Source organism: Cognatishimia activa (assembly GCF_026016445.1).
In the GTDB taxonomy this organism is placed as follows: Bacteria; Pseudomonadota; Alphaproteobacteria; order Rhodobacterales; family Rhodobacteraceae; genus Cognatishimia; species Cognatishimia activa_B.
In genome coordinates this window covers 740,212-762,265 of record NZ_CP096147.1, presented here as the reverse complement: position 1 = coordinate 762,265, position 22,054 = coordinate 740,212, and the positions used below count along the sequence as shown (strand labels likewise).

The 22,054-nt window shown below is 52.0% G+C and carries 22 protein-coding genes and 1 tRNA gene; 10 read left to right on the top strand and 13 right to left on the bottom strand.

Going from position 1 to position 22,054, the window contains the following annotated elements:
- Positions 1-59 precede the first annotated feature (59 nt).
- Both M0D42_RS03685 and M0D42_RS03680 read left to right on the top strand, forming a co-directional pair.
- Entirely contained in the window at positions 60-806 is a 747-nt protein-coding gene (locus M0D42_RS03685; RefSeq protein ID WP_265020256.1) for a rhomboid family intramembrane serine protease, read from the top strand.
- Positions 803-1,171: a GFA family protein gene (locus M0D42_RS03680; protein ID WP_265020255.1), complete on the top strand. Its 369-nt coding sequence runs from the start codon at positions 803-805 to the stop codon at positions 1,169-1,171. Before M0D42_RS03685 ends, M0D42_RS03680 begins: the two co-directional genes overlap by 4 nt.
- Before the next feature lie 45 nt (positions 1,172-1,216).
- Here the strand turns inward: M0D42_RS03680 and M0D42_RS03675 are convergent, their stop codons facing one another.
- Positions 1,217-2,008 carry an inositol monophosphatase family protein gene (locus tag M0D42_RS03675; RefSeq protein ID WP_265020254.1) on the bottom strand — a complete coding sequence of 264 codons (792 nt, stop codon included), beginning with the start codon at positions 2,006-2,008 and terminating at the stop codon, positions 1,217-1,219.
- Between the two features lie 105 nt (positions 2,009-2,113).
- Complete coding sequence (locus tag M0D42_RS03670; RefSeq protein ID WP_265021090.1) at positions 2,114-3,019, bottom strand: LysR family transcriptional regulator; 906 nt, start codon at positions 3,017-3,019, stop codon at positions 2,114-2,116.
- Between the two features lie 97 nt (positions 3,020-3,116).
- Between M0D42_RS03670 and metF the strand changes: the two genes are divergently transcribed.
- Both metF and M0D42_RS03660 read left to right on the top strand, forming a co-directional pair.
- The gene (gene metF / locus M0D42_RS03665) at positions 3,117-3,983 is read left to right on the top strand and encodes a methylenetetrahydrofolate reductase [NAD(P)H] (RefSeq protein ID WP_265020253.1); all 867 of its coding nucleotides are present in this window, start codon (positions 3,117-3,119) and stop codon (positions 3,981-3,983) included.
- Positions 3,984-4,065: 82 nt separating this feature from the next.
- A complete protein-coding gene (locus tag M0D42_RS03660) occupies positions 4,066-4,551 on the top strand; it encodes a PaaI family thioesterase (protein ID WP_265020252.1) in 486 nt (161 codons plus the stop codon).
- On the opposite strand, the gene M0D42_RS03655 is transcribed toward M0D42_RS03660, so the two are convergent.
- Together M0D42_RS03655 and M0D42_RS03650 are read right to left on the bottom strand one after the other, a co-directional pair.
- Positions 4,538-5,617: a DUF2235 domain-containing protein gene (locus tag M0D42_RS03655; protein ID WP_265020251.1), complete on the bottom strand. Its 1,080-nt coding sequence runs from the start codon at positions 5,615-5,617 to the stop codon at positions 4,538-4,540. The genes M0D42_RS03660 and M0D42_RS03655 overlap by 14 nt on opposite strands.
- Before the next feature lie 502 nt (positions 5,618-6,119).
- The gene (locus tag M0D42_RS03650) at positions 6,120-6,335 is read right to left on the bottom strand and encodes a DUF1127 domain-containing protein (RefSeq protein WP_265020250.1); all 216 of its coding nucleotides are present in this window, start codon (positions 6,333-6,335) and stop codon (positions 6,120-6,122) included.
- Positions 6,336-6,563: 228 nt separating this feature from the next.
- Between M0D42_RS03650 and M0D42_RS03645 the strand changes: the two genes are divergently transcribed.
- Positions 6,564-7,634, top strand: coding sequence for an Mrp/NBP35 family ATP-binding protein (locus tag M0D42_RS03645; RefSeq protein WP_265020249.1), 1,071 nt, complete (start codon positions 6,564-6,566; stop codon positions 7,632-7,634).
- On the opposite strand, the gene M0D42_RS03640 is transcribed toward M0D42_RS03645, so the two are convergent.
- From M0D42_RS03640 to ctaD, 4 genes are all read right to left on the bottom strand, one after another.
- Complete coding sequence (locus tag M0D42_RS03640) at positions 7,569-8,699, bottom strand: hypothetical protein (RefSeq protein ID WP_265020248.1); 1,131 nt, start codon at positions 8,697-8,699, stop codon at positions 7,569-7,571. The two genes, M0D42_RS03645 and M0D42_RS03640, sit on opposite strands and share 66 nt — an antisense overlap.
- A 224-nt stretch (positions 8,700-8,923) precedes the next feature.
- A complete protein-coding gene (locus M0D42_RS03635) occupies positions 8,924-9,409 on the bottom strand; it encodes a DUF2244 domain-containing protein (RefSeq protein ID WP_265020247.1) in 486 nt (161 codons plus the stop codon).
- Positions 9,410-9,415: 6 nt separating this feature from the next.
- Positions 9,416-10,030, bottom strand: a complete 615-nt coding sequence (locus tag M0D42_RS03630; RefSeq protein ID WP_265020246.1) for a class I SAM-dependent DNA methyltransferase — start codon at positions 10,028-10,030, stop codon at positions 9,416-9,418.
- Positions 10,031-10,097: 67 nt separating this feature from the next.
- Positions 10,098-11,777 (bottom strand): cytochrome c oxidase subunit I, encoded by a 1,680-nt coding sequence (ctaD, locus tag M0D42_RS03625; protein ID WP_265020245.1) that lies wholly within the window; start codon positions 11,775-11,777, stop codon positions 10,098-10,100.
- A 301-nt stretch (positions 11,778-12,078) separates the two neighbouring features.
- On the opposite strand from ctaD, the gene M0D42_RS03620 reads away from it, so the two are divergent.
- On the top strand, positions 12,079-12,537 hold the full coding sequence (locus tag M0D42_RS03620) for an NUDIX hydrolase (protein WP_265020244.1): 459 nt from the start codon (positions 12,079-12,081) through the stop codon (positions 12,535-12,537).
- Positions 12,538-12,635: 98 nt separating this feature from the next.
- Positions 12,636-14,120: an inorganic phosphate transporter gene (locus M0D42_RS03615; RefSeq protein WP_265020243.1), complete on the top strand. Its 1,485-nt coding sequence runs from the start codon at positions 12,636-12,638 to the stop codon at positions 14,118-14,120.
- A 64-nt stretch (positions 14,121-14,184) separates the two neighbouring features.
- On the opposite strand, the gene M0D42_RS03610 is transcribed toward M0D42_RS03615, so the two are convergent.
- From M0D42_RS03610 to M0D42_RS03595, 4 genes are all read right to left on the bottom strand, one after another.
- The gene (locus M0D42_RS03610; protein ID WP_265020242.1) at positions 14,185-15,786 is read right to left on the bottom strand and encodes a tetratricopeptide repeat-containing sulfotransferase family protein; all 1,602 of its coding nucleotides are present in this window, start codon (positions 15,784-15,786) and stop codon (positions 14,185-14,187) included.
- Positions 15,787-16,017: 231 nt separating this feature from the next.
- The gene (locus tag M0D42_RS03605) at positions 16,018-16,485 is read right to left on the bottom strand and encodes a c-type cytochrome (RefSeq protein WP_265020241.1); all 468 of its coding nucleotides are present in this window, start codon (positions 16,483-16,485) and stop codon (positions 16,018-16,020) included.
- A gap of 94 nt (positions 16,486-16,579) precedes the next feature.
- Entirely contained in the window at positions 16,580-17,233 is a 654-nt protein-coding gene (gene lipB, locus M0D42_RS03600) for a lipoyl(octanoyl) transferase LipB (protein WP_265020240.1), read from the bottom strand.
- Between the two features lie 3 nt (positions 17,234-17,236).
- The gene (locus M0D42_RS03595; RefSeq protein WP_265020239.1) at positions 17,237-18,022 is read right to left on the bottom strand and encodes a LytTR family DNA-binding domain-containing protein; all 786 of its coding nucleotides are present in this window, start codon (positions 18,020-18,022) and stop codon (positions 17,237-17,239) included.
- 93 nt (positions 18,023-18,115) lie between these two features.
- Here M0D42_RS03595 and M0D42_RS03590 point away from each other — a divergent pair, with 93 nt between their 5' ends.
- The 3 genes from M0D42_RS03590 (at position 18,116) to M0D42_RS03580 (ending at position 21,002) form a co-directional block, all read left to right on the top strand.
- Positions 18,116-18,637: a DUF2306 domain-containing protein gene (locus M0D42_RS03590; RefSeq protein WP_265020238.1), complete on the top strand. Its 522-nt coding sequence runs from the start codon at positions 18,116-18,118 to the stop codon at positions 18,635-18,637.
- Positions 18,638-18,741: 104 nt separating this feature from the next.
- A tRNA-Leu gene (locus M0D42_RS03585) sits at positions 18,742-18,828 on the top strand.
- A 470-nt stretch (positions 18,829-19,298) separates the two neighbouring features.
- Positions 19,299-21,002 carry a hypothetical protein gene (locus M0D42_RS03580; protein ID WP_265020237.1) on the top strand — a complete coding sequence of 568 codons (1,704 nt, stop codon included), beginning with the start codon at positions 19,299-19,301 and terminating at the stop codon, positions 21,000-21,002.
- A gap of 25 nt (positions 21,003-21,027) precedes the next feature.
- Here the strand turns inward: M0D42_RS03580 and M0D42_RS03575 are convergent, their stop codons facing one another.
- Positions 21,028-22,035 carry an AraC family transcriptional regulator gene (locus tag M0D42_RS03575; protein ID WP_265020236.1) on the bottom strand — a complete coding sequence of 336 codons (1,008 nt, stop codon included), beginning with the start codon at positions 22,033-22,035 and terminating at the stop codon, positions 21,028-21,030.
- Positions 22,036-22,054 lie beyond the last annotated feature (19 nt).

Genomic DNA, 22,054 nt, shown 5'->3' with positions numbered 1-22,054 from the left:
AGGCCAATCACTGCTTCGGGGCGCTTGACGCCCCGGGCAATCCCGGCCAGCGTGTGGCCATGTTTCCGATCCGAGATCATAACCCGTCTGACAGCACGCCCTTCATCACTTACGCCTTAGTTGCCATCAACATTTTGGTGTTCATCTACAGCTGGCCCTTAGCGGATCAGCCTCGGCTATTGGGCGCGTTTTATAGCGATTATGCTCTGTTCCCGGATCGGGTTTCTGCCGGACAAGACCTGCAAGGGCTCATTACTTCTATGTTCCTGCACGGTGGGATCATGCACCTGCTCGGTAACATGCTCTTCCTATGGATCTTCGGGGACAATATGGAAGATGAAATGGGCCATATCGGTTTTCTCATCTTTTACATTGTCGGCGGCGTTGGTGCGGGCCTCGCACAGGTGATTTCAGAACCTTTCAGCCAAATCCCAACAATCGGTGCCTCTGGTGCGGTCGCCGTAGTTATGGGCGGCTACCTCTTGCTCTTCCCGAAGGCGCGAGTGGATATTCTCCTGATATTAATCGTCTTTTTCAAAGTCTTCACTGTCCCCGCCTGGGTCATGCTGGGTCTCTGGTTTGGCCTGCAGCTCTTTAACAGCGTGGCAGTCGACACCTCTGCAGGGGGAGTGGCCTACTGGGCCCACGCTGGTGGTTTTATCATTGGTGTGATCCTGACGATCCCGCTCTGGCTTCGGCTTGGCGGTCCAGCGTTTTGGCGTTCCACAGCGGGGCACCCACGCCATCCTGACGCCACCTATTCATTCACCCGATCAAATATTCCCAAAGTAAGAAGACGCAAATGAGTTACCGGCTGAGTTGCCATTGTGGCGCTGTAGAAATGGATGTGACACTCTCAGAAGGCCTGGACACAGCACGACGCTGTGACTGCTCCTATTGTCGCCGCCGCGGCGCGATTGCGGTCAGTGCAGCTGTTGATGGTGGCGTCACAATTTTAAAAGGCGAAGACAATCTGAGCCTTTACCAATGGGGCACGGGCACGGCGAAACATTACTTTTGCAAGACCTGCGGAATTTACACGCATCATCAACGCCGCAGTGACCCGACCCAATATGGCATTAACGTCGCTTGCTTAGAGGGTATTAATCCTCGCGATCTCGGAGATATTGCTTGGGTCGATGGCGTGAACCACCCAAGCGACCGCGCATAAAAAAGGGCGCCCAAAGCGCCCGATTTCAATATGACTCACAACGCCTTAGGCACCGCGTATCACCTTTGCGAACTGATCCCAAATCGGCTCGTTTGCAGCCAGCAAAGAGCCAGTTTCCAGCACGTTATCTTCGTCATCCATACCGCGGACAAAACCGCCCGCTTCTTTCACGATGATGATGCCAGCGGCCACGTCCCAAGCGTTCAGATTACGCTCCCAGTAGCCCTCGTAGCGGCCCGCTGCCACATAAGCGAGGTCCAGTGCCGCAGATCCGAAACGGCGCACACCTGCGCAGCTTGGCATGATGCGCGCGAGGTCTTGCAGAGTTTCAGGCAGGTCACGACGACCGCCAAATGGCACGCCAGTTGCAAAGATCGATTCAATCATGCGATTCCGGCCTGAAACGCGCAAACGCTGGCTATCATTCAACCAAGCGCCCTCGCCTTTTTCCGCGTAGAACATTTCGTCTTTCGCAGGGTCATAGATCACGCCGGATACGATCTCACCCTTGTGCTCAAGCGCGATGGAAATCGCCCAATGCGGCAGACCGTGCAGGAAGTTTGTTGTGCCATCGAGCGGATCAACAATCCAGCGACGTGTCGGGTCTTTGCCCTCTTCCTCGCCGCCTTCTTCGGCCAGCCAGCCGTAAGTTGGACGTGCGCCCATCAGCTCTTCTTTCAGGATGGCTTCAGCTGCGATGTCCGCTTTACTTACGAAGTCGCCTGCGCCTTTAGAAGACACCTGCAGGTTTTCCACCTCGCGGAAGTCTTTCACCAGAGACCGCCCCGCTTTACGCGCGGCTTTCATCATAATGTTCAGATTGGCGCTGCCCTGCATCATCCGGCTCCTTTGACGTCAGAGTGCGCGGATACACCCAGACGCCCCTTTTGCCAAGAGCATAAGGGCGTCCGATTGCTGTTTTTTGCTTGGATATTGAGCTGATCAGACGCTTTGCAACCGCTTGGCTTCAGTTCCGGCAAGTCGGATCAAATCCTGCATATATGGTTTCTCTAAATCATCAGAACGCGTGGCTGCAAAAAGCCCCCGTGTGATCCCCTCTTGGGTCAATGGTCGTGTGACGTAGTCAGAGTTGTACTTCACTTCACGTACCACCCAATCCGGCAAAACTGCAACGCCGCGATTAGACGCCACAAGGAGCAGGATCACGGCGGTCAGTTCAGCTTGTCGCACACGTTCGGGCTCGACTTTGGCCGGGGTAAGCAATTGGCTGAAGATATCCAACCGAGAGCGTTCCACAGGGTAAGTGATCAGCGTTTGACCCCGAAAATCTTCGGCGTCTACCCAGTCTTTCTGCGACAGAGGATGGCTACTGGACGCCACAAAAACAGGCTTGTAGTCAAAAAGATGCGTGAATTCGACACCCGGCATTTCCTCTGGATCAGAGGACACCACAAGGTCCACTTCTTCCTTCTGAAGCGCTGGCATCGCGTCAAAAGCAAGCCCAGGGCGAATATCAACATCCACGTCAGGCCACTTTTTGCGGAACTGCTCAAGCACCGGGAACAACCATTCAAAGCAGGCGTGGCATTCAATTGCGATGTGAAGACGCCCGGAATTTCCTGACCGAAGCCCGGAAAATTCATCTTCCAGCGCTGCAACCTCAGGCAAAATACGTTCCGCGAGTCGCAGAAGACGCATGCCTGCTGCTGATAATTTCATTGGCTTAGAACGGCGCACAAAAAGCTCGACGCCAGCTTGATCCTCCAAGCCTTTGATTTGATGTGACAAAGCGGATTGCGTGATGTTCAATTGATCCGCCGCTCGCGCCAAACCACCACATTCGTGGATTGCTTTAACCGTCCGCAGGTGGCGGAACTCAATGTGCATCTTCATGTAAAACTCATATTGTTATTGAGTATTATGAAGTTTTCTCACAACGCTTACCGTGTCACAAGGGGCCAATCTTAAAAAACGGACGAGAAAAATGACCGCACCGAAAATCTCTTTTGAGTTCTTCCCGCCAAAGAACCTTGAGGCCTCATTCCGCCTCTGGGATACTGTGCAGGTGCTGGCGCCGATGTGCCCTCGTTTTGTGTCCGTGACCTATGGAGCGGGTGGCACAACCCGCGAGCTGACACGCGACGCAGTAGCCACTCTGCACAAATCGAGTGGACTGAACGTTGCAGCGCATTTGACCTGCGTGAATGCCAGCAAAGAAGAAACCCTTAAGATCGCAGATGACTTCGCCGCAGCGGGTGTCACAGATTTGGTTGCCCTGCGCGGTGACCCTCCAAAAGGCAGCGGCCGCTTTGAAGCGCACCCTGAGGGTTTTGCAAACTCCATTGAGCTGATCGAAGCACTTTCAGACACAGGGAAGTTCAATATCCGCGTTGGCGCATATCCTGAATCCCACCCGGATGCTGCAGATCAAGCTGCCAATATTAACTGGCTGAAGGCTAAGATTGATGCAGGCGCTTCAGAGGCGTTGACACAGTTCTTCTTTGAGCCAGAAGTCTTCCTGCGTTTCCGTGACGCCTGCGCGAAAGCCGGCATTGATGCGCCGATCGTTCCGGGCATTCAACCGATTGAAAACTGGAAAGGCATCCGCAACTTCGCACAACGCTGCGGCGCGTCGTTCCCAGCCTGGCTTCAGGACGCCTTCGAAAAGGCGGAACGTGATGATCGTGAAGAGTTGCTTGCTACAGCTCTCTGTACAGAGCTTTGCGATGCATTGCGTACAGAAGGTGTGGATCATTTCCACTTCTACACGCTCAACCGTCCAGAGCTGACACGCGATGTGTGCCACGCACTGGGTGTCACGCCTGCATCAAAACTGGAAAAGGTTGCTTAAGTCGACATGCGGCTGTGACGCCACGTTGTAATTGCAACTTACCCTAAACAAGAGCCTCCTGATGCCACAGGAGGCTTTTTTCATGACCAATCCGAACTCCGAAAGCATCGTCAACGCACTGCCAACGCAGCAGCAGCTGTTATCGATGTCAGGATTGGAATTCATGCAATCGATCTTAAACGGTGATCTAAAGGGGCCTCCGATCGCGAACACTTTGAATTTCGATCTTACTCGCGTCGAAAAGGGCAAAGTTGTTTTTGAAGGCGCGCCACAATCCTCGGCAATGAACCCCATGCGGACGGTCCATGGAGGATGGTATGGAACCATTCTGGACAGCTGCATGGCCTGCGCCGTGATGACCATGGTGCCTCAGGGCAGCTACTACACAACTCTTGAATTCAAAGTGAACATCATCCGTCCAATCCCCATAGGTCGAAGGGTCGCCGCCACCGGGATCATTCAACACGCGGGGCGAAGCACTGGGATTTCAAATGGAGAGATTCGCGATCTGGAAACCGAACGGCTTTATGCAACGGGATCAACGACTTGCATTATTATGCAGGCTTAAAGAATTTCCGAAAAACCTTGCGATATCCCTGCGTTTGATCGGCTTTCTGCGAGATGGTTTCATGCATAGCGTGGCTCGGGGCAGCGACAAATCTGCGTTTCTTTCTGAGCAAAAAGAGCTTTCCCCAGCCCATCCAAGTGCCGACGGACGGTGCATTTACATCCTGACTGAATTGAGCTTGCCAGCCCTGCGGAAGAGGCAACCCAAGGTTTTCTGATTTCTGCAGCATCCAGACCAATGGAATATTCGCCAGCGGACGGCTTTCCTCATGGCCCTGTAGTTGGCCTCCAACGTCAGCGTGGGAGCCACGGAACCACATCTGCTCAACACGACCGTTGAATTCATCCCCCGTTTCCCAAAGCACAGGTTCATAAACCAAACGGTTCTCGTCGAGCCCCAAAGCATGGAAGCCATGGCGCACGGATTTGCCGAGCTGATGGTTGTGAAATGCGTGTTTTTCTTCGGTCAGACGCCATAGAAGTGGCAGGCGCAGCCCCAAAGCTTTGACCGTATCCCAAACACCAATCATTTCGATCTCGGTGTTCTCATGGCAGAAGTTCTTAGCAAAATCCTGTGCCGCAATACTGTCCGGCGCACATTCATAATGGCGATAGGCCATTTGCACGTTGCGTTCGGTGGCATGTTTCGCCTCAAGCAATCCAACTCGGTCAATTACCCCCGCTAAAGAGCGCACGGCAAAGGCTCCACGGGAATAGCCAAACAGAAAGATCTTATCACCGGGGCGATAGCGGGAAGCAAGGAAACCATAGGCACGCCGGATCTGGCGGTTGATCCCTCGCCCCATCATCACATCTGGCGCGTGACGCCACTTCTTAAATTGAACACCTGCCTCGTAGTAAAGCGAGACTGGTGGGACAGCGCGTTGCAGGAGTTGGTAGGTTTGACCAGCATTGGTTTCCATGCCAGCAGCCAGGGAAGACATGGTGCCATCCAAGATGACGACGTGGGTCTGAGACTCGCGTTTGGATGATGAATCGCCTTGCAGTCCCGACACCTTTCGGCGGAACAGCGTGTGTAGCTTCAATGCCCAACGTGGCAGTTTCATCCTTTCCTCACAGACCTTGCATGTTACCAGTCTAACATAATTCGTCTTCGATCACGGTTCATCATTTCAGAATGCAACTTCGCGTGACGAATGTTTCACCAATTTGGTTAAAATTTTCTCATGCGAACGCGGCGCAATAAGGGCACCCGCCTGCCGAAAATCGCAAATTTCAGTGGCAGCCTCCCCTTTTCACCAGCCCAGAAAACAGAAACGGCGGCGCCAGGGAGGAGGAGGGGCACCGCCGTTCTAGTTAGCGTCCGGCCAGGGAGGAGGAAAGGCCTTCCGCATTTCGGTGGGTCGCTAGACCCGAATTTCAGGTCCGGCGGTGCTCAGGGAGGAGGAGGAGCACCGCCGGTCTTGTAACAAAGCCTCAAGGGAGGAGAGAGGCTCTGTATGTCTGGGCCTATGGGCCCGGTATTTCTGCGGCGACTTCAGGGAGGAGGAGGAAGTCGCCGCTATCACGAGAAGCCAGGGAGGAGGAGAGGCTTCTCGAATTCTAATCTTATGCGCCGTAAACCGCTTCGATTGCAGTTCCACGGATACCGGAACGTGACAGTCCCAAATCTGCGAGCTCACGGTTTGAAAGTTCGCTCAGTTCTTTGACTGTCCGGCGGTAAGCGCGATACAGCTCGAAGCGAGTCATCAGCGCAGCAAATACAGTCTCACCAGCCAGCGCTCTGCGTGATTGGATTGCGTTCATTTGTACAGCGTGTGCCATTGTCTCAGCTTTCTAGTCATCTTGTGTCTTACGAGGAGGATATAGGAAATTGCTGCATCCGCACAACGGCCAGGCTTGCATTGCTGCTATGCAGAAAATGAATAGCAACCATTTGGTCAATTATTGGATTTCGCTCGCGTCAAATTGCGCAGTCTCAATGCAACTTATTAATGATATGGGTTGCGCCCAGCCGCTCAGCAGGCAGAGTGCGCACAAAGGAGACATGCCATGGCCGTGACCGAACAACAGATTAAATCCGCGCTTGAAAGCCTTGGGCTGCCAGATGGCGGAAATCTTGTCAGCAACGATATGATCCGCGCGCTATCGGTTGAAGATGGCAAGGTCAAATTTGTGATCGAGGCCCCCTCCCCTGAACTTGCACGTCGTATGGAAGGTCTGCGTCAGGCTGCGGAACAGGTTGTTGGTCAGGTTCCCGGTGTTTCCTCTGTTCAAGTCGCACTGACCGCGCACGGACCTGCAGAACAAAAGGCGCCTCCAAGCCTGAAAGTAGGTGGTCACCCAAAACCACAAGATGGCCCGATGAAAATTGCAGGTGTGAAACGCATCATCGCGATTGGCTCTGGCAAAGGTGGCGTAGGGAAATCAACGGTGTCCAGCAACCTGGCGGTTGCACTGGCAAAGCAGGGTCGCAAAGTCGGACTATTGGACGCTGATATCTATGGCCCCTCACAGCCTCGCATGATGGGCATTCAAAAACGCCCTTCTTCTCCAGACGGCAAAACCATTATCCCACTGCAATCCCATGGCGTAACCTTGATGTCTATTGGCTTTATGCTTGACCCTGACAAAGCTGTGGTCTGGCGCGGTCCGATGCTGATGGGTGCGCTGCAGCAGATGCTAGGTCAGGTACAGTGGGGCGAGTTGGATGTATTGCTTGTCGACCTCCCACCAGGAACTGGAGACGTTCAACTGACCCTGTGTCAGAAGACGGAACTCACAGGTGCGATCCTGGTCTCCACGCCACAAGACGTGGCTCTGCTGGATGCCCGCAAAGCCCTTGATATGTTCGGTGCTCTAAAAACACCCGTCCTTGGCATGATCGAAAACATGTCTTTCCACGTATGCTCCAACTGTGGCCACGAAGAGCATATCTTCGGTCACGGTGGCGTGGCTGCCGAGGCTGAAAAGCTGGGCGTACCGCTTCTGGGAGCTCTGCCAATCGATCTTGAGACACGTCTCGCTGGTGATGCAGGCACGCCAATTGCAGCTGGGTCAGGTGCTATGGCTGAAGCCTATGCGCGCATTGCGAAGGGCCTTACGGATGGAGGAATGGCCTAAGTTTTTATCCGCACCCTTAACCTTGCGCTCGTCTATATAAACCGTGTTGTTGGCACGGTTTTTAATATGTGCTTTGTGCTTTTTGACGTTGTAAGGCACCACAATTAACTGACCGATCTTCGGCGCAATTGTCGAATACTCTAGGATTTGCTTTTGTATTTTCGGGGTCAATTTATCATCGAAGGCGACTGGTGAATAATACCCCCGAATGCCATCCACAAATACTTCAAACTCCAAGTCCCCGACATGAACACTGAAATAGAACATTTCAGGCTCATCGAGCGTCTTCTTGAAGAATGTCATCTCATCTTGATTCACGGGAACAAATCGGAAGCTTCGAAGCCCAATGACTGTCATGTGCCCCTCAATCACATGTTGGTTTGTTGTGACAAGAGAACACGGAATATGACAAACTCTGCGTCGTTGCATAAGCCCGATGATAATTTTGAAAACGAACCGCAGACCAAAAGCGACTGCGACTGCAATCGCGGTTAGCAGGAGAATGGAAGTGCATCGAACGATTAGGGAAGCTTCAGTTGTTAAGTATCTGATGATGTCTGTTTCTGGCTCATCCATTTTGCTCTGTAATCTTACGACGCCGTCGTGCTCAACCTCCTCCTGAGCTTCTTGCGCGACCGCGGCGTTTTTCGCCCAACCCACAAATTCCATTTCAGCAACTTGAACGTCTTCTAAGTCGCTATCCCCCACTCCGGCTGCGTGTTCGTCGTTCTTGATTGCACAGCCCGTAACTGTGTCATGTTGTGGTTCGTCTGGGAAATGTTCGGGAAGCAACTCTTGACCGGTGTACTCGCGCTGCATGCGGTTGATTGCAAGCCAATCAACTTTCTCACTGTCTGCTGCATCGGGCTCACGTGCGGCCTGCTTTATCGTGACACGATCACAATTCGCATTGGCTGCTAGAGTATTAATATCTTTTGCTTTCCCGTTTTCCGGATAAGCCAGTCCACAAAGTATAATGGCCCCAAAAATATGGGATTTTGACCATCGAAATTGGCCGTGCATGGGAATCTGCCCTGATCCCTGCAGCCCTTCCAATTGCTGCATTCGTTACCTCAATTAGTTATCATTTTGAGACAAGCTCAACCATAAATAGAAATTATGTCAATTGATATAAATCAATAATATGCAGAAAATCGCATAAAGTGGTCAAAAACTGGAAATATTGGTCTCAATTGAGACTAGAAAAATTGTATATTTTTAAATGCTTTCCGAAAAATTGCCTCGCAAAATTTCAATTATAGACCACGAGAGAGGACGCCACCTAAGGTTTAGCGCTGTTCACTAAGGTAATTCGACAATTCACCAAACAATGCCTTTCTCTCATCTTCCGATAGAAACTTTCCAATCTCTACGGTCCGTCCGCTTCCAGTGAGAGTCAGGTAGTGATCCACAGGCCCACCGGTCTTGTGAATATCCACACGGACCCAAAAGATATTGCACGACCAACTGACCGGTTGCCCACGTGCCGGAAAGTGGGTGAGTGTTACATCGTCACCTTTTCGCTCTAGGGTCTCATAGACCCTGCGGTCGGCGTAGCTGCGTTTCAAGGCGAACCAAAGCATCGCCACAGCCGCCGCAAGGAACGGTAGCATCCACCACAGGATCACTGTTCCCAGAACAGAGAAAAGCGGCAGAACCAAAAGAGCAGAGGTTATCCCGATCATCCATACGAAACCCCTGGGCGTCAGAGAGTTGTGCGCTGAAAGCTCCAATACCAATGGCCCTTCAGGCGTGTCTGTCCAATGATAGGGCATATTGAGCTAGGCTGCTTTCGTTGCGAAAAGAACGATGCGATTGGCATCGAAGTGGTCATAATCAGAGATGGTAGCGCTTCCGATGCCAGCTGCTTCCAGAAGTTTAGTGTACTCTGAGTGCGAAAGCGATGCGTGGTAGACGGGATCACCGTGGACCTGACCTATGACCTCCTCTTCCCCATCTCCAATCGTCAGAAGCAGTTTGCCGCCTGCCCTTAGCCCCTCAGCAAGCTTCGGCAACAGCCGACGTTGCTCTTCGGGCGAAAGGTGAAAGAAACCATCCCAGCTGTGAATGATGTCATAGGTGTCAGGCTCATCCCACTGACACATGTCCTGGACAACCCACTTGGCCTGCGGGAAGTTCGCTTGCGCCAGTCGGATCATCTCCGGGCTGCTATCTAAGCCAGTCAGTTTTAGCCCTGCATCCATCGCATATTGCGCCAATGGCTTGCCTGTGCCGCAACCCAGGTCGAGAACAGCGCTCTCAGAAGGCACTCCGCGCAAGAGTTCAGAAATCCAAGCCTCTTCTCCAGAAGAAATCTTCCGTCCGTGATCCCAGGCCTTTGCTTTTCGGTCATAGACCGCCTGGGTCTTTGCTTTGATTTCGTGAATATTTGTCACATCTCATCTCCAAAAAAAGAAAGGCCCCGGAAGATCCGGGGCCTCGCTGCGATTTCCAAGAGAGGGATTAGTGCGCGTGGCCCTTGTCCCAGTCCTCCTGCTTAGGCAGGATTTCGAAGGTGTGCTCTGGTGGTGGGCAAGGAAGTGTCCATTCCAGAGTATCCGCGTATTCGTTCCAGTAGTTGTTTTCGGTCACGCGGCGGCCTTTGAAGGCTGCGTAGAACATGATGCCGAAGAACAGCAGGAAGGACGCGAAGGAGATGAACGCACCGTAGGAGCTGATCTTGTTCCAGTATGCGAACGCTTCTGGGTAGTCGATGTAACGACGTGGCATACCCTGACGACCCAAGAAGTGCTGTGGGAAGAAGGTCAGGTTTGCGCCGATGAAGAACATCCAGAAGTGAACCTTCGCCCAGAATTCTGGGTAGTGGCGACCAGACATTTTACCGAAGTAGAAATAGATGCCCGCGAAGATCGCGAATACCGCACCCAAGGACATCACGTAGTGGAAGTGCGCCACCACGTAGTAAGTGTCGTGGTATGCACGGTCCACGCCTGCTTGGGACAGAACAATGCCTGTCACGCCGCCTGCGGTGAAGAGGAACAGGAAGCCGAATGCGAAGAGCATCGGTGCCTTGAACTCGATTGAGCCGCCCCACATGGTCGCGATCCAAGAGAAGATCTTCACCCCGGTTGGAACCGCGATCACCATGGTTGCCATCATGAAGTAGGACTGCTGAGTCAGCGACATACCAGCTGTGTACATGTGGTGTGCCCAAACAACGAAGCCCAGTGCACCAATCGCGATGATCGCCCAGACCATTGGCAGGTAGCCGAAGACTGGCTTACGCGCGAATGTTGCGATCACGTGAGAGATGATTCCGAAGCCTGGCAGGATCACGATGTACACTTCTGGGTGTCCGAAGAACCACAGGATGTGCTGATACAGGATCGGGTCGCCGCCGCCTGCTGGATCAAAGAAGGTGGTGCCGAAGTTACGGTCGGTCAGCAGCATAGTGATCGCGCCAGCCAGAACTGGAAGCGCCAGAAGGATCAGCCATGCGGTCACGAAGATGGACCAAGAGAACAGAGGAACCTTGAACAGGGTCATGCCTGGGGCACGCATGTTCAGGAAAGTTGTGATCATGTTGATCGCACCAAGGATCGAAGAGGCACCGGACACGTGAACCGCGAAGATCGCGAGGTCCATGGACAGGCCTGCTTCAGAGGTGGAAAGCGGTGGGTAGAGAACCCAGCCTACACCAGAACCCAGCTGACCGTTGCCACCTGGAGAGAACATGGACGCCACACCCAGAGATGTACCCGCAACATAGAGCCAGAAGCTCAGGTTGTTCATACGTGGGAAGGCCATATCAGGCGCGCCGATTTGCAGCGGCATAAAGTAGTTACCAAAGCCACCGAAAAGCGCTGGGATAACAACGAAGAACATCATCAGAACACCGTGGTAGGTGATGAAAACGTTCCAAAGGTGACCGTTTGGCGTACAGCCTTCGGTGGTCGCACCGAGGCTCAGGAAGCGGCTGCCTTCCTGACACATGTACTGAACGCCTGGCTCCATAAGCTCCAGACGCATACCGACAGTCAGTGCAACGGCGATCAAGCCGACGACTGCGGATACGATGAGGTAAAGGATACCGATGTCTTTGTGGTTCGTGGACATGAACCAGCGCGTAAAGAAGCTACGGTCGTCCTCGTGTTCGTGGCCCTGAATGGCTGCGTCTGCCATGCCTCGCCTCCTGTTGAAGTGCATGATTGGCGCGAGAGTCACCTCTCGCGCTCGGATTCCTTGGACGTTTTAGTGTGCTAAGGGCTGCGCGGCAATGACCGTCTTTGACGCAGATCAAGAAAAAACGTCGCGGGGCGCTTGATCTATTCCAAACTTCTCAGGTGGCAGGACGCAAATTGATAAAGCCAAAGCTCATTTGGTGTCCAAACTGCAGCGATTTGCAATTCTGACGTGTATCCCTTAGGTTCGGCTCCAATCAAAACGGTGAAACACCGATAAAAATCGAGCGCAGGCAATTCGGATGCAGAATCCACTTAAATTTATGTGGGGGGAATTCCTCTCCCCGCTTTTACAACGTCCAAGCCGACTTCAAGTTGCCGCACTTTGCTATCGCGATGGCAAAGGAGGTCGGGAAGTACTTGTTATAACCAGCCGAGATACCGGGCGTTGGATTATTCCCAAGGGCTGGCCCATGCGGGGTAAGGAATCCTGTGAAGCAGCCCTCGTGGAAGCTTGGGAGGAAGCTGGTGTGCGCGTCGGTTATACAGACAAACATGCGCTTGGACATTTCAGCTATGACAAACGAAAACCTGCAGGCTGGCCGCAACCCATCAAAGCTCTGGTTTACCCGGTCGAAGTAAAAGAACTGTCCGACCAATTCCCGGAAGCGTCTGAACGTGAGCGAAAATGGGTCAGTCCGCAGGAAGCAGCCAACCTCGTTTCCGAACCGGAACTCAAGAAAATCCTGCAAAACTTCTAGGTGGCCCACCGGGCCGCATGTCACAAAACTGTTACAAAACTGTTGCTTTCGCAGGCGAGCCCACCTACTCCGATGGTCGATTCATCGGGGTATAGAACATGTCTGACAACAACCTTGATCCACGTCACTTAGAAACGCTGGATCGCGATCTTGGACGTCTGTCCAATCTGGAACGCGCCACTTCATTTGCGGCTCGACCGATTGTGGGGGGCGGCATCGCTTTGGTCTTTATCGCAGTGGCAGGTCTGACCGCAGCACTCTTTTTTGGGCAATCCAACAACGCGTTGCTGGTAACAATCGCTGCGGCTTTCGGGGCCTACATGGCGCTGAACATCGGCGCCAACGATGTGGCCAACAACATGGGACCGGCGGTTGGGGCGAAAGCGTTGTCTATGGGTGGCGCCATCCTGATCGCTGCGGTCTTTGAAAGCGCCGGTGCGCTACTGGCAGGTGGTGATGTTGTAAAAACCATTGCCAAAGGCATTATTGACCCTGAAAGCCTTGGGACGACCGAAGTCTTTATATGGGCCATGATGGCGGCACTTTTGGCTTCTGCCCTTTGGGTGAACCTTGCCACTTGGGTCGGCGCGCCAGTTTCCACCACGCACTCTGTTGTTGGTGGCGTCATGGGCGCTGGCATTGCTGCGGCAGGTTTCGGCGCAGTAAGTTGGGGCACGATGAGCAAGATCGCGGCAAGCTGGGTGATCTCCCCGGTTCTTGGCGGTTTGATCGCAGCGGGCTTTCTTTGGTTCATCAAAGTGCGGATCGTTTATCAAGAAGACAAGATCGCAGCGGCACGCAAATGGGTGCCTGTACTGGTCGGCATCATGGCGGGCGCATTCGCGTCCTACTTGGCCATCAAGGGTCTTAAGAAGATCATCAAGATCGACCTTCAAACTGCTCTGATGATCGGCGCAGCGGCAGGCATCTTGATTTGGGCCCTAACGATCCCACTGATCAAGAAACAGTCCGAAGGGCTAGAGAACCGCAACAAATCTCTGAAGGTACTCTTCGGCATCCCATTGGTGGTCTCAGCAGCCCTACTTAGCTTTGCACATGGTGCAAATGACGTGGCAAATGCTGTCGGCCCATTGGCTGCGATTGTTCAGGCGTCTGGGTCAGGTGATTTTCTGGCAGCCGTCAGTATTCCTTTCTGGGTCATGGTCATTGGGGCCTTCGGTATTTCCTTCGGTCTGTTTCTCTTTGGGCCAAAGCTCATCAAAATGGTTGGAGATCAGATCACCAAGCTAAACCCGATGCGCGCTTATTGTGTGGCGCTTTCTGCCGCCATCACGGTGATCGTTGCGAGCTGGCTTGGTCTGCCTGTCAGTTCCACCCACATCGCAGTCGGTGGTGTCTTCGGCGTGGGCTTCTTCCGCGAATGGTACACAGAGCGCCGCATCAAACAGGCGCGTTTGGCAGTTCCGGAGCGTAAGCAATACTCTCGCGAAGAACGCCGTCGTCGCAAATTGGTGCGCCGTTCTCACTTCCTCACAATCGCAGCAGCTTGGGTGATTACGGTTCCAGCAACCGCCTTGATATCAGGCATCCTGTTCTTGCTGCTCAACAGCATCAGCGCTTAACACAAAGCCCGGCGTTTGCTTACGCCGGGCTTTTTCAGTTTAATTCAGTTTAAGGCTACCGAGTTTATATCAGTTTCGCGGTTTCAAGCGCCTTCATGAGCGGCTCAAGTTGCATCTCAAAGGTCTTCCATGTCTCATCGCTACCTTGATAGATCGGCTTGGTCACCTGAACGACACTGGATGTTCTAACGTGGTTGGTCGCTTTTTCTGGCGACAGGAAGGCTTCCGTCCACTCAAGACCAACCGCCTTCGCTAATCCGCGTGTTGCAGCACTTTGATCGTTCACCAGATCGGAATAGTTTAGATCATGAATGCGGTCACCACAGACTTGACGCCAGTGCTGCATCATATCGCGATGGAAAATCATAAAGCGGGCGATATCTTCGGGCGTATAGATAAAATCATGTCCCCTGCCCTGAAAGGCATGCCGGTAAAGCGACCACGCTACGGCATGAAGATCACGGTTCATATGTACGATACGCGCCTCTGGAAGAGCGGCGCAGATGAAACCGATCCAGCGAAAATTTAATGGCATTTTGTCAACGATGACTGGGTGCCCATCTGAAATCTGGTCGAACTCCAGTAAGATACGCTCCCGGAGCGAAGCGATGTCTTTATCAGTAATCCGTTGATTGGAGCGATCGCGAATGCTGCGAAGCTTCTCGAGCACTGCAGTGCTGATGATGTTTAATTCACCTGCAGCTTGAACCTCATCTGATCTTGCTAAAATGCGCTCGGCAAGGGTTGTGCCGGTTCTCGGTAGTCCAGTGATAAAAATGAATTTGGTTTCGACCTTCTCAGTTTTAGTTTGCAAGGGTTCGGAAAATTGGGCTTTGCAGAACGCGCCAGCGAGGGCTTCAGACTTAAAGTCATATGGATGGTGCGCTGCCAAAATCTTGTTGCCCTTTATAAGGTGCTCAAAGGCTGCCTCGCGCTCGCCTGCCTTTTTCAACATATCAAACAAGGCAAAATGCAAATATGCGCCCCTCACGCTCTCTGAACCCAATTTCGCAAGAGATTGCCTTGCCTGTGCAATCACAGGGTCATCAGGTGAAAACTCGCTCCTTAACGCTGATAGGTCTCGAATAATCCCGACATCCCATGGGGCTGACTTTAGGCCTGCCTCAAAATGTTTCTGAGCACTAATGAGGTCCCCTTGAGAACGCTCAACCGTCGCCAACACGCGATGCGCAGAAACATCGTCGGGCGCAGTCGCGAGAACTCGCTTCAATGACTGCTTCGCTGCATCAGCTTGATTAAGCTCATGCAAAGCGCGTCCCTGATACACGAGATAGGGTGCATATTCAGGATTCTGATCAAGAACAGGTTTTATTAAGCCAAGCGCTTGCTTTGGAAACTTCGCTTCCAGACAACATTCAATCAAAGCTGTGCGCACCTCAACCAAATCTGGTGCGAGATAATGTGCCGCTTCCAATTGTGCTTTTGCCAGACGCCAATCTTCATTGCCCTGAGCGCTTTTCGCCAACTCAAGCAATGCTTGAAGCGCTGTGACGCGAATGTCACCTAGGGCTCTCGCGGCTTTTTTATTGGCTGGAAAGCGATCCAACACAGACCGCAGAAGTTGAACCGCAGTCACCCAATCCTGTTTCTTTACAGCTTGGCGCGCCTGAGAAAGCGATTTGTCTACGGATATTTTGGTTGGCATGTCAGGAACCGATCGTTTGTTGACACGATCAGAATACGTGACGAACGCCCTGCCTCAACCAAGGATCACATGCAGAATGCTTAAAACCACTCAAACCACTACGTTTGTTTACCAATCCTTAGAACTTCTGGATCATCCAGCGGTCTGGCCCAAACGCTTAGATAAAAAAAGCCCCTCTGATTTTGGGTTCAGAAGGGCTATTCTTAGCAATGCAAAGATTTATCAGTAAGCTCAGTTGGTCTCAGCTGCTTCTTCCGCTGCTGCAGCATCCCCCTCAACCTCAGCTGTTACTTCTGGTGCTAGGCTCAAGCTCGCCAGAAAGGCTGCGACATCCTCACCGCCCTTTTTAAGCTTAAACGTCATCCGCGTTTTGCCATCAGTACCTTGCGCTTTAAGGTACCCGCGTGGGTCTTTCACGAATTCGGCCAGACTTGTTTCATCCCAGATGACTCCGGTTTCAGCCAGAGCTTTAAAGGTCTTGGAGTATTTGAAATCTGTGGCAGCAGCTTCACGTCCAATGACTCCGTAAAGGTTAGGCCCAGTGCGGCCACCTTTGATTAATACTTCACCCTCAGGGCTTACAACCTGGTGACAGGATTTACACTTCCCAAAGGCCTTCCTGCCTGCATCAGCATCTCCTTCCGCTTGAGCGGAGCTGGCGAATGCTACTGTGGCGACAGTCAACATGATACGTTTCATCGTATCCCTCACTTTAGCTTGCGCGTTCATCGCACAACCTAGTTCCTGGACAATGATCCGCAATGGACAAAAGAGCGCGGTCTGATTGAATTGATCACTGCGCTTCAAAAGTGGTTTCAAATGTGGATTTTAGCGCGACGTCCAAGTCATCCATCGTGACCGGCAGCCCCAAATCCACCAAAGACGTCACCCCGAACTCAGTGATGCCGCAGGGAACAATACCTGTGAAATGCTCCAAGTCTGGTTCGACGTTAATCGAAATCCCGTGAAAGCTCACCCATTTGCGCAGGCGGATGCCAATTGCAGCGATTTTGTCTTCTGCCTTTTGTCCGCTGATCGTCAGTGGCTTGTCATCGCGCTCGACCCAGACGCCCACGCGTCCGCAGCGGATTTCGCCTTTCACATTGAACTGGTCCAGTGTCTCAATCACCCAGCGTTCTAATTGCTCCACAAAACCGCGCACGTCTTTGCCACGTTTGGCCACATCGAGCATGACATAGATGACCCGCTGACCCGGACCATGATAAGTATACTGCCCACCACGCTTGCTGGTGTAGACAGGAAAACGATCTGGATCAGTCAAGTCTTCGTTCTTTGCAGAGGTCCCAGCGGTATAAAGCGGCGGATGCTCTACAAGCCAAATGCACTCATCAGCATCACCATTCCGAATGGCGTCCGCACGCGCCTCCATAAAGGCAACGGCATCATCATAGTCCGTCAAGCCAGGGGTAATTTTCCATTCGACCATGATCTACCTGGGGAGAACCCCAGCCTCTTTTAAAGACGGTACATAGGTGCGGCTTGCAGGAATTTCACGTCCATCGGTCAGGGTCAACACAGCTTTCGCACCTTCCCGACGTGCGCCCTTAATCGCATCCAGAGCAACCCAGTGAGAGCGGTGAACCTGCAATCCCTGTGTATCGCCGGTTTCGCCCATGGCATCTGTCAGGCGCATTAACAGAAGCTCGGTTCCTTTTTCAGTGACAACTTCAACGTAATGATCGCTGACAGACATCGAAACCAATGCGCCACGTTTTTCCAGTGGCAACCGCTTCAAGATTGCCGGTGCACCGGCTCCTTCTTGAACTGGTGCAGATTGCAGCAGGGACTGCTGAATATAGACAATTGCCACTGTGACTATAATCGAAATCCCGACGACATTTGCCCCAAGGATAATATGACAAGTGGCACAATCCAGTGGTACGTCAAATAGCGCGATGTTGATCCCCATCAAGATCAGGAAAATCGCAAGCCCAGCCCCTGCCCCAGCGATCACAACGCTTGGCCAGAATGGCAGGTTCCAAGCGGCAAATACTCGATTCAGAAAAGTACCAATGAATGACCCAACGAAATAGAAACCAATTGTCAGCGCTGTCCAATAGATAAGCCTTGGGATCAAACGCAAAACCTGATCAGTGCCAAAGGGTCCAGCCAGTCCAAGGATAAAGCCAGCCGCAAAAAGCCCAACCCAAACGGGTTTATTGCGCAAACTCAATTGCATTTCACGCTTCGCAAGCTGCAAAGGGCTATCTTCCACGTATCGCTCCGGTCATTTGCGACTTCACTCTGGCGATAGATGTGACAGCGAGAGATGGTTTTTTCAACTTGAAACCAATGCGTGGACCCAATCATGACAACCCTGAGCGTTCTTACAAATATGCAACCAAATGTCGCTTTACATGCAGGTGCAGCGACTTTTGCCTTTTGCCTCACCCCATTTGTTTTGTGGCGACAGAAACGCGACCGTTTGCACAAAATCCTTGGCTACGCGTGGGTCATCGCCATGGCCATCACAGCGTTGTCGTCTTTCTCCATATCTGCCGTGGGTGGATTTGGCCGTTTCAGTTTCTTGCACGGTCTTGCGATCCTGGCCCTGTGGTCGCTTTACTCCGCTATTCGAATGGCCATCAAAGGCAATATCAAAGGCCATCAAGCTGCGCTTCGTAACCTGGCGACCTTTGGACTGGGCTTACCGATGGTGCTTAACTTTTTGCCAGATCGCACCTTGTCACGGGCTTTTTCGAACGAAAGCCCCTTACTCGGCCTAACCCTTATGAGCCTGATGTATATCGGTATTCTCGTCTGGCGGACGTCTAAACGCAAAGATCAGAAACTCAGAAGCATCCTTCCTCTCACACGTTTCAGTGCGTGACGGGACCCATCCATCATTGCGCACAAATATTTTTGCTTTAGCGCTCGTTTTTCTGCTTCACATCCAAAAGGCGACTCGATATAGACCCCGTCACCAAGTCATGTGCGGTCGTGGCGGAATTGGTAGACGCGCAGCGTTGAGGTCGCTGTTCCTTAACCGGAGTGGAAGTTCGAGTCTTCTCGACCGCACCATAACTTGGATATCCCAAATCATTTCAATTGCTTGTAGCGTACTCGCCTTTCAGCGCATCGATGGTTCTGCGAAAGCTGCCGTAAGCTATATCAATGATGATGCCATCTTACTCAGTCATCAGCGACCAATTACGATTGAGAATGAGGCTGACTACAGTTTTTGGGATCTGCCCCGTCCAGTTCAAAATTCGTGCATTTCTAATCGATAAAATCGCCTCGCATTGATCAAGGCGATTTAAAACCACTGAGCTGCGATCTCGGCTCAAAAAGAAACGGAAGTCATTCAACTTCATGAAAAATGGCCGTCTGGCCACACAGCCAATCGTAATGACCATACCGTTCTTATTTGGCTTAACCGCCACTCATCCAATTTATACAGCACTGAATTGTTATATCGCGACTCGGATTTTCTTCCGCAATCAGCTTAAAAAAGTGTTAACAGTGGATCATCATATTTTTAGAGGTGAGCATTGGTTAATCATGAATTAGATACGCCGACGCCGAAGATGGATTGGCATATTTTAATTTTCCTTTTCCTGCTCGCCTGGGCTGTCAGGTTCATTGGTCTTGATTGGGGGTACTTTCACGGCGATGAACGGGTAAACCAAGCCGCAAAAGTCTTAGCAGGGCAGTTGGTTCCAGATCAGCACTTTTACCCACCATTGATGCACTATATTGCCGCCGTTCTTTATGGGGGCCTCTACGTCGTCGGGAATATCCTGGATTGGTGGCCGAATACTGGCGCATTTCGTGCGCAATACTTTGAAGACCCAACAATATTCTATCTTACCGCCCGAGCACTCACCGGGGCAATCGCAGCTTTGATGACACCGCTATTCTATCGAATTGGTAGAGTGTTGGCCTTTGGGAAAATCGAAAGCTTCGTTATCGCTGCTTTTGCGGGTTTGGCCCCTATTTCGGTTTTGCTGTCCTATATTTTCAAAGGCGATCTGGGTGTTGCGACCGCCACGGTTTGGATCATCCTCCTGATGATCCGTAAGACGCAATCCCCAGGTCTTCTCCGACTTGATTACTTGATAGGTGTCGGCGTCTGTTTAGCTCTGAGCTTCAAACATTCCGCAATCCTTTTGCTGGTCCCCTTTGCAATCACCTTTGTCATTGTCGTTGGCTCCAAACATGACCTGAAATCAGGCCTGAGCGCACTCACAAGAATTGTGGGTACGACGCTCCTGCTGTGGCCATTCTTGAACATCGGCATTCTCTTGGATCTGGAAGGGTTTATTCGCTTTCAGCAAATTCAGAAAGTGATGTCGGTTTCTGAGAATGGGAATATTGTCGATGCCGTCGCGAAAATGGTTCAGACGGCCGCGAGCTGGCATATTGGCCAAGGCATTTTGATGCCCATCGCCTTTCTGCTTTTCCCGGTTCTGGCGAGCCGGATAGAACAACGAGCCATGCTATTGGGAATTTGGGCAGCAACGGTCGCCGCGTTGCTCTTACTTGCAGCAATTGTTGGCCTGCGGCAGCCAGAACAGCTCTGGATCGCTCATTTTATGGTAATGCAGCTCTTCGCGACAATCAGTTTGATCTGCATCTTCAGGAGATCATCTACTGTAGGAGCAGTGATCATTGCCGCGGCGCTCGCGATTTCTCTATTCGGCGACATTTCAATTTGGCGCCAAGCACTTGCGCAGCCGATATCCCACGACTTGGCGGACCGGATCGAAATGAACTACCCGGAACGGAAAATCGCAGTAAATATCGCCCTGCCCCTGCAAAAATCGCCTGCATCAATGGATTTTGAGGCCGAACGCGTGCAGCGCATCGCTGACAAATATGGCGTGACAATGCCTGAGCAAGCAGAAGAGCGGATTGAACATGCCAACAACCGTAAATCCTACGACTATGTGGGCTTGCCCATGGTGATGTACGGTCTCGAAAACTCAACCGATGAAGAGTTGAATGGAAAGGTAGAGCCCTTCGCCTGGCCGCCGCAGGCCGAAGACTGGCAGTTGCAGACCTGGTTGGATCAGGGCTTCAGCATGTTCATGATCCAAGATTTGGACTCTTGGCTATTCCATGATGCAGCGCCAGTAATGAAACCACTTTTTGTTGAGCTTAGTGAGCGTTGCGAGGAAATTGAGGTCGTGCCGGCGAGAAAGCCGCTATTCCTCGAACGAGATGTGACCATTTTGGATTGTGATGGGGCATAAATCGATCTGGGCGTAGAAGGCGAGTTCAAACTGCGCTTTTACGAAAACCCGCAGGCGTGAGGCCCGTCCAGCTTTTAAATGCACGATGAAAGGTTGATACGGACGAGAACCCAAGATCTTGAGCAACGGCTTCAACGCTCACCCCCTCTGACAAAGCTGACATGGCCTGATCTCGGCGCGTATTGTCTTTGATCGTTTGGAAAGAAGTCGCCTGCGCTTCAAGACGTCTGATGAGTGTCCTTGTGGTCACATTCATATAATCCGCAGTACTTTGGAGCGTTGCTTCAAAATGTGTCTGATAGAGATGCTCACGAACCTGCAATGCAAGCGCATGTTCGTGGGATGACGTAAAAATCCAATCTCTTGGCGCCTGATTTAAGAATTCTGATAGTTCAGAGAACTGGCGATTGATCGGATTTGCCCAAAGCGCGCGGTCAAATGATATTTGCGAAATCGGGGCACTAAACTTGCAATTCGCTGGGAACAATACTGGGTAGTCTTCGGCAAATTCGGGTTGAGGAAATGCAAAACCAACCTGAGCTACGGGCAATTCCCGTCCCGCCAACCATGACGCCAAACCATGTGTCAGCTTCAGAAGCAGCATCTGCCCAAATCGATTAAGTTGTGCCCCCTCTTGCGGAATGAGAGCCAAATGCGCGTGATCATTCGAGGCTGTAAGTTTCAACTGACAATCATCCAGAACCAAATTCCAGAAAGTTGCCATACGAAAGATGCCGGCGCCCAGCGAAGAGGCAGACAAGCTCGCCACGCATATCTGCTTAAGCGCTCCTTTGCGAATGGGCCTGCTCCAGAGGCCCATCATTTCGTCGCCTGTCATATGGGCTGCGACCTTATAAAGGCGCACGATTTGATCGCGAGAAATCCGAGCTTTGCGCCGATCTCCTGGAATTGAAATCCCCGCTTTCAGCAAAATTTGATGAAAGACATGCGGCTCTGCAATCTCACGGATGGCGTCAAGAAGATCTTCAATCAGTAGATATGAAACTGTGGAATGCCGTTGGTCACTTACCACTTAACGCCCCCTTGTGTCA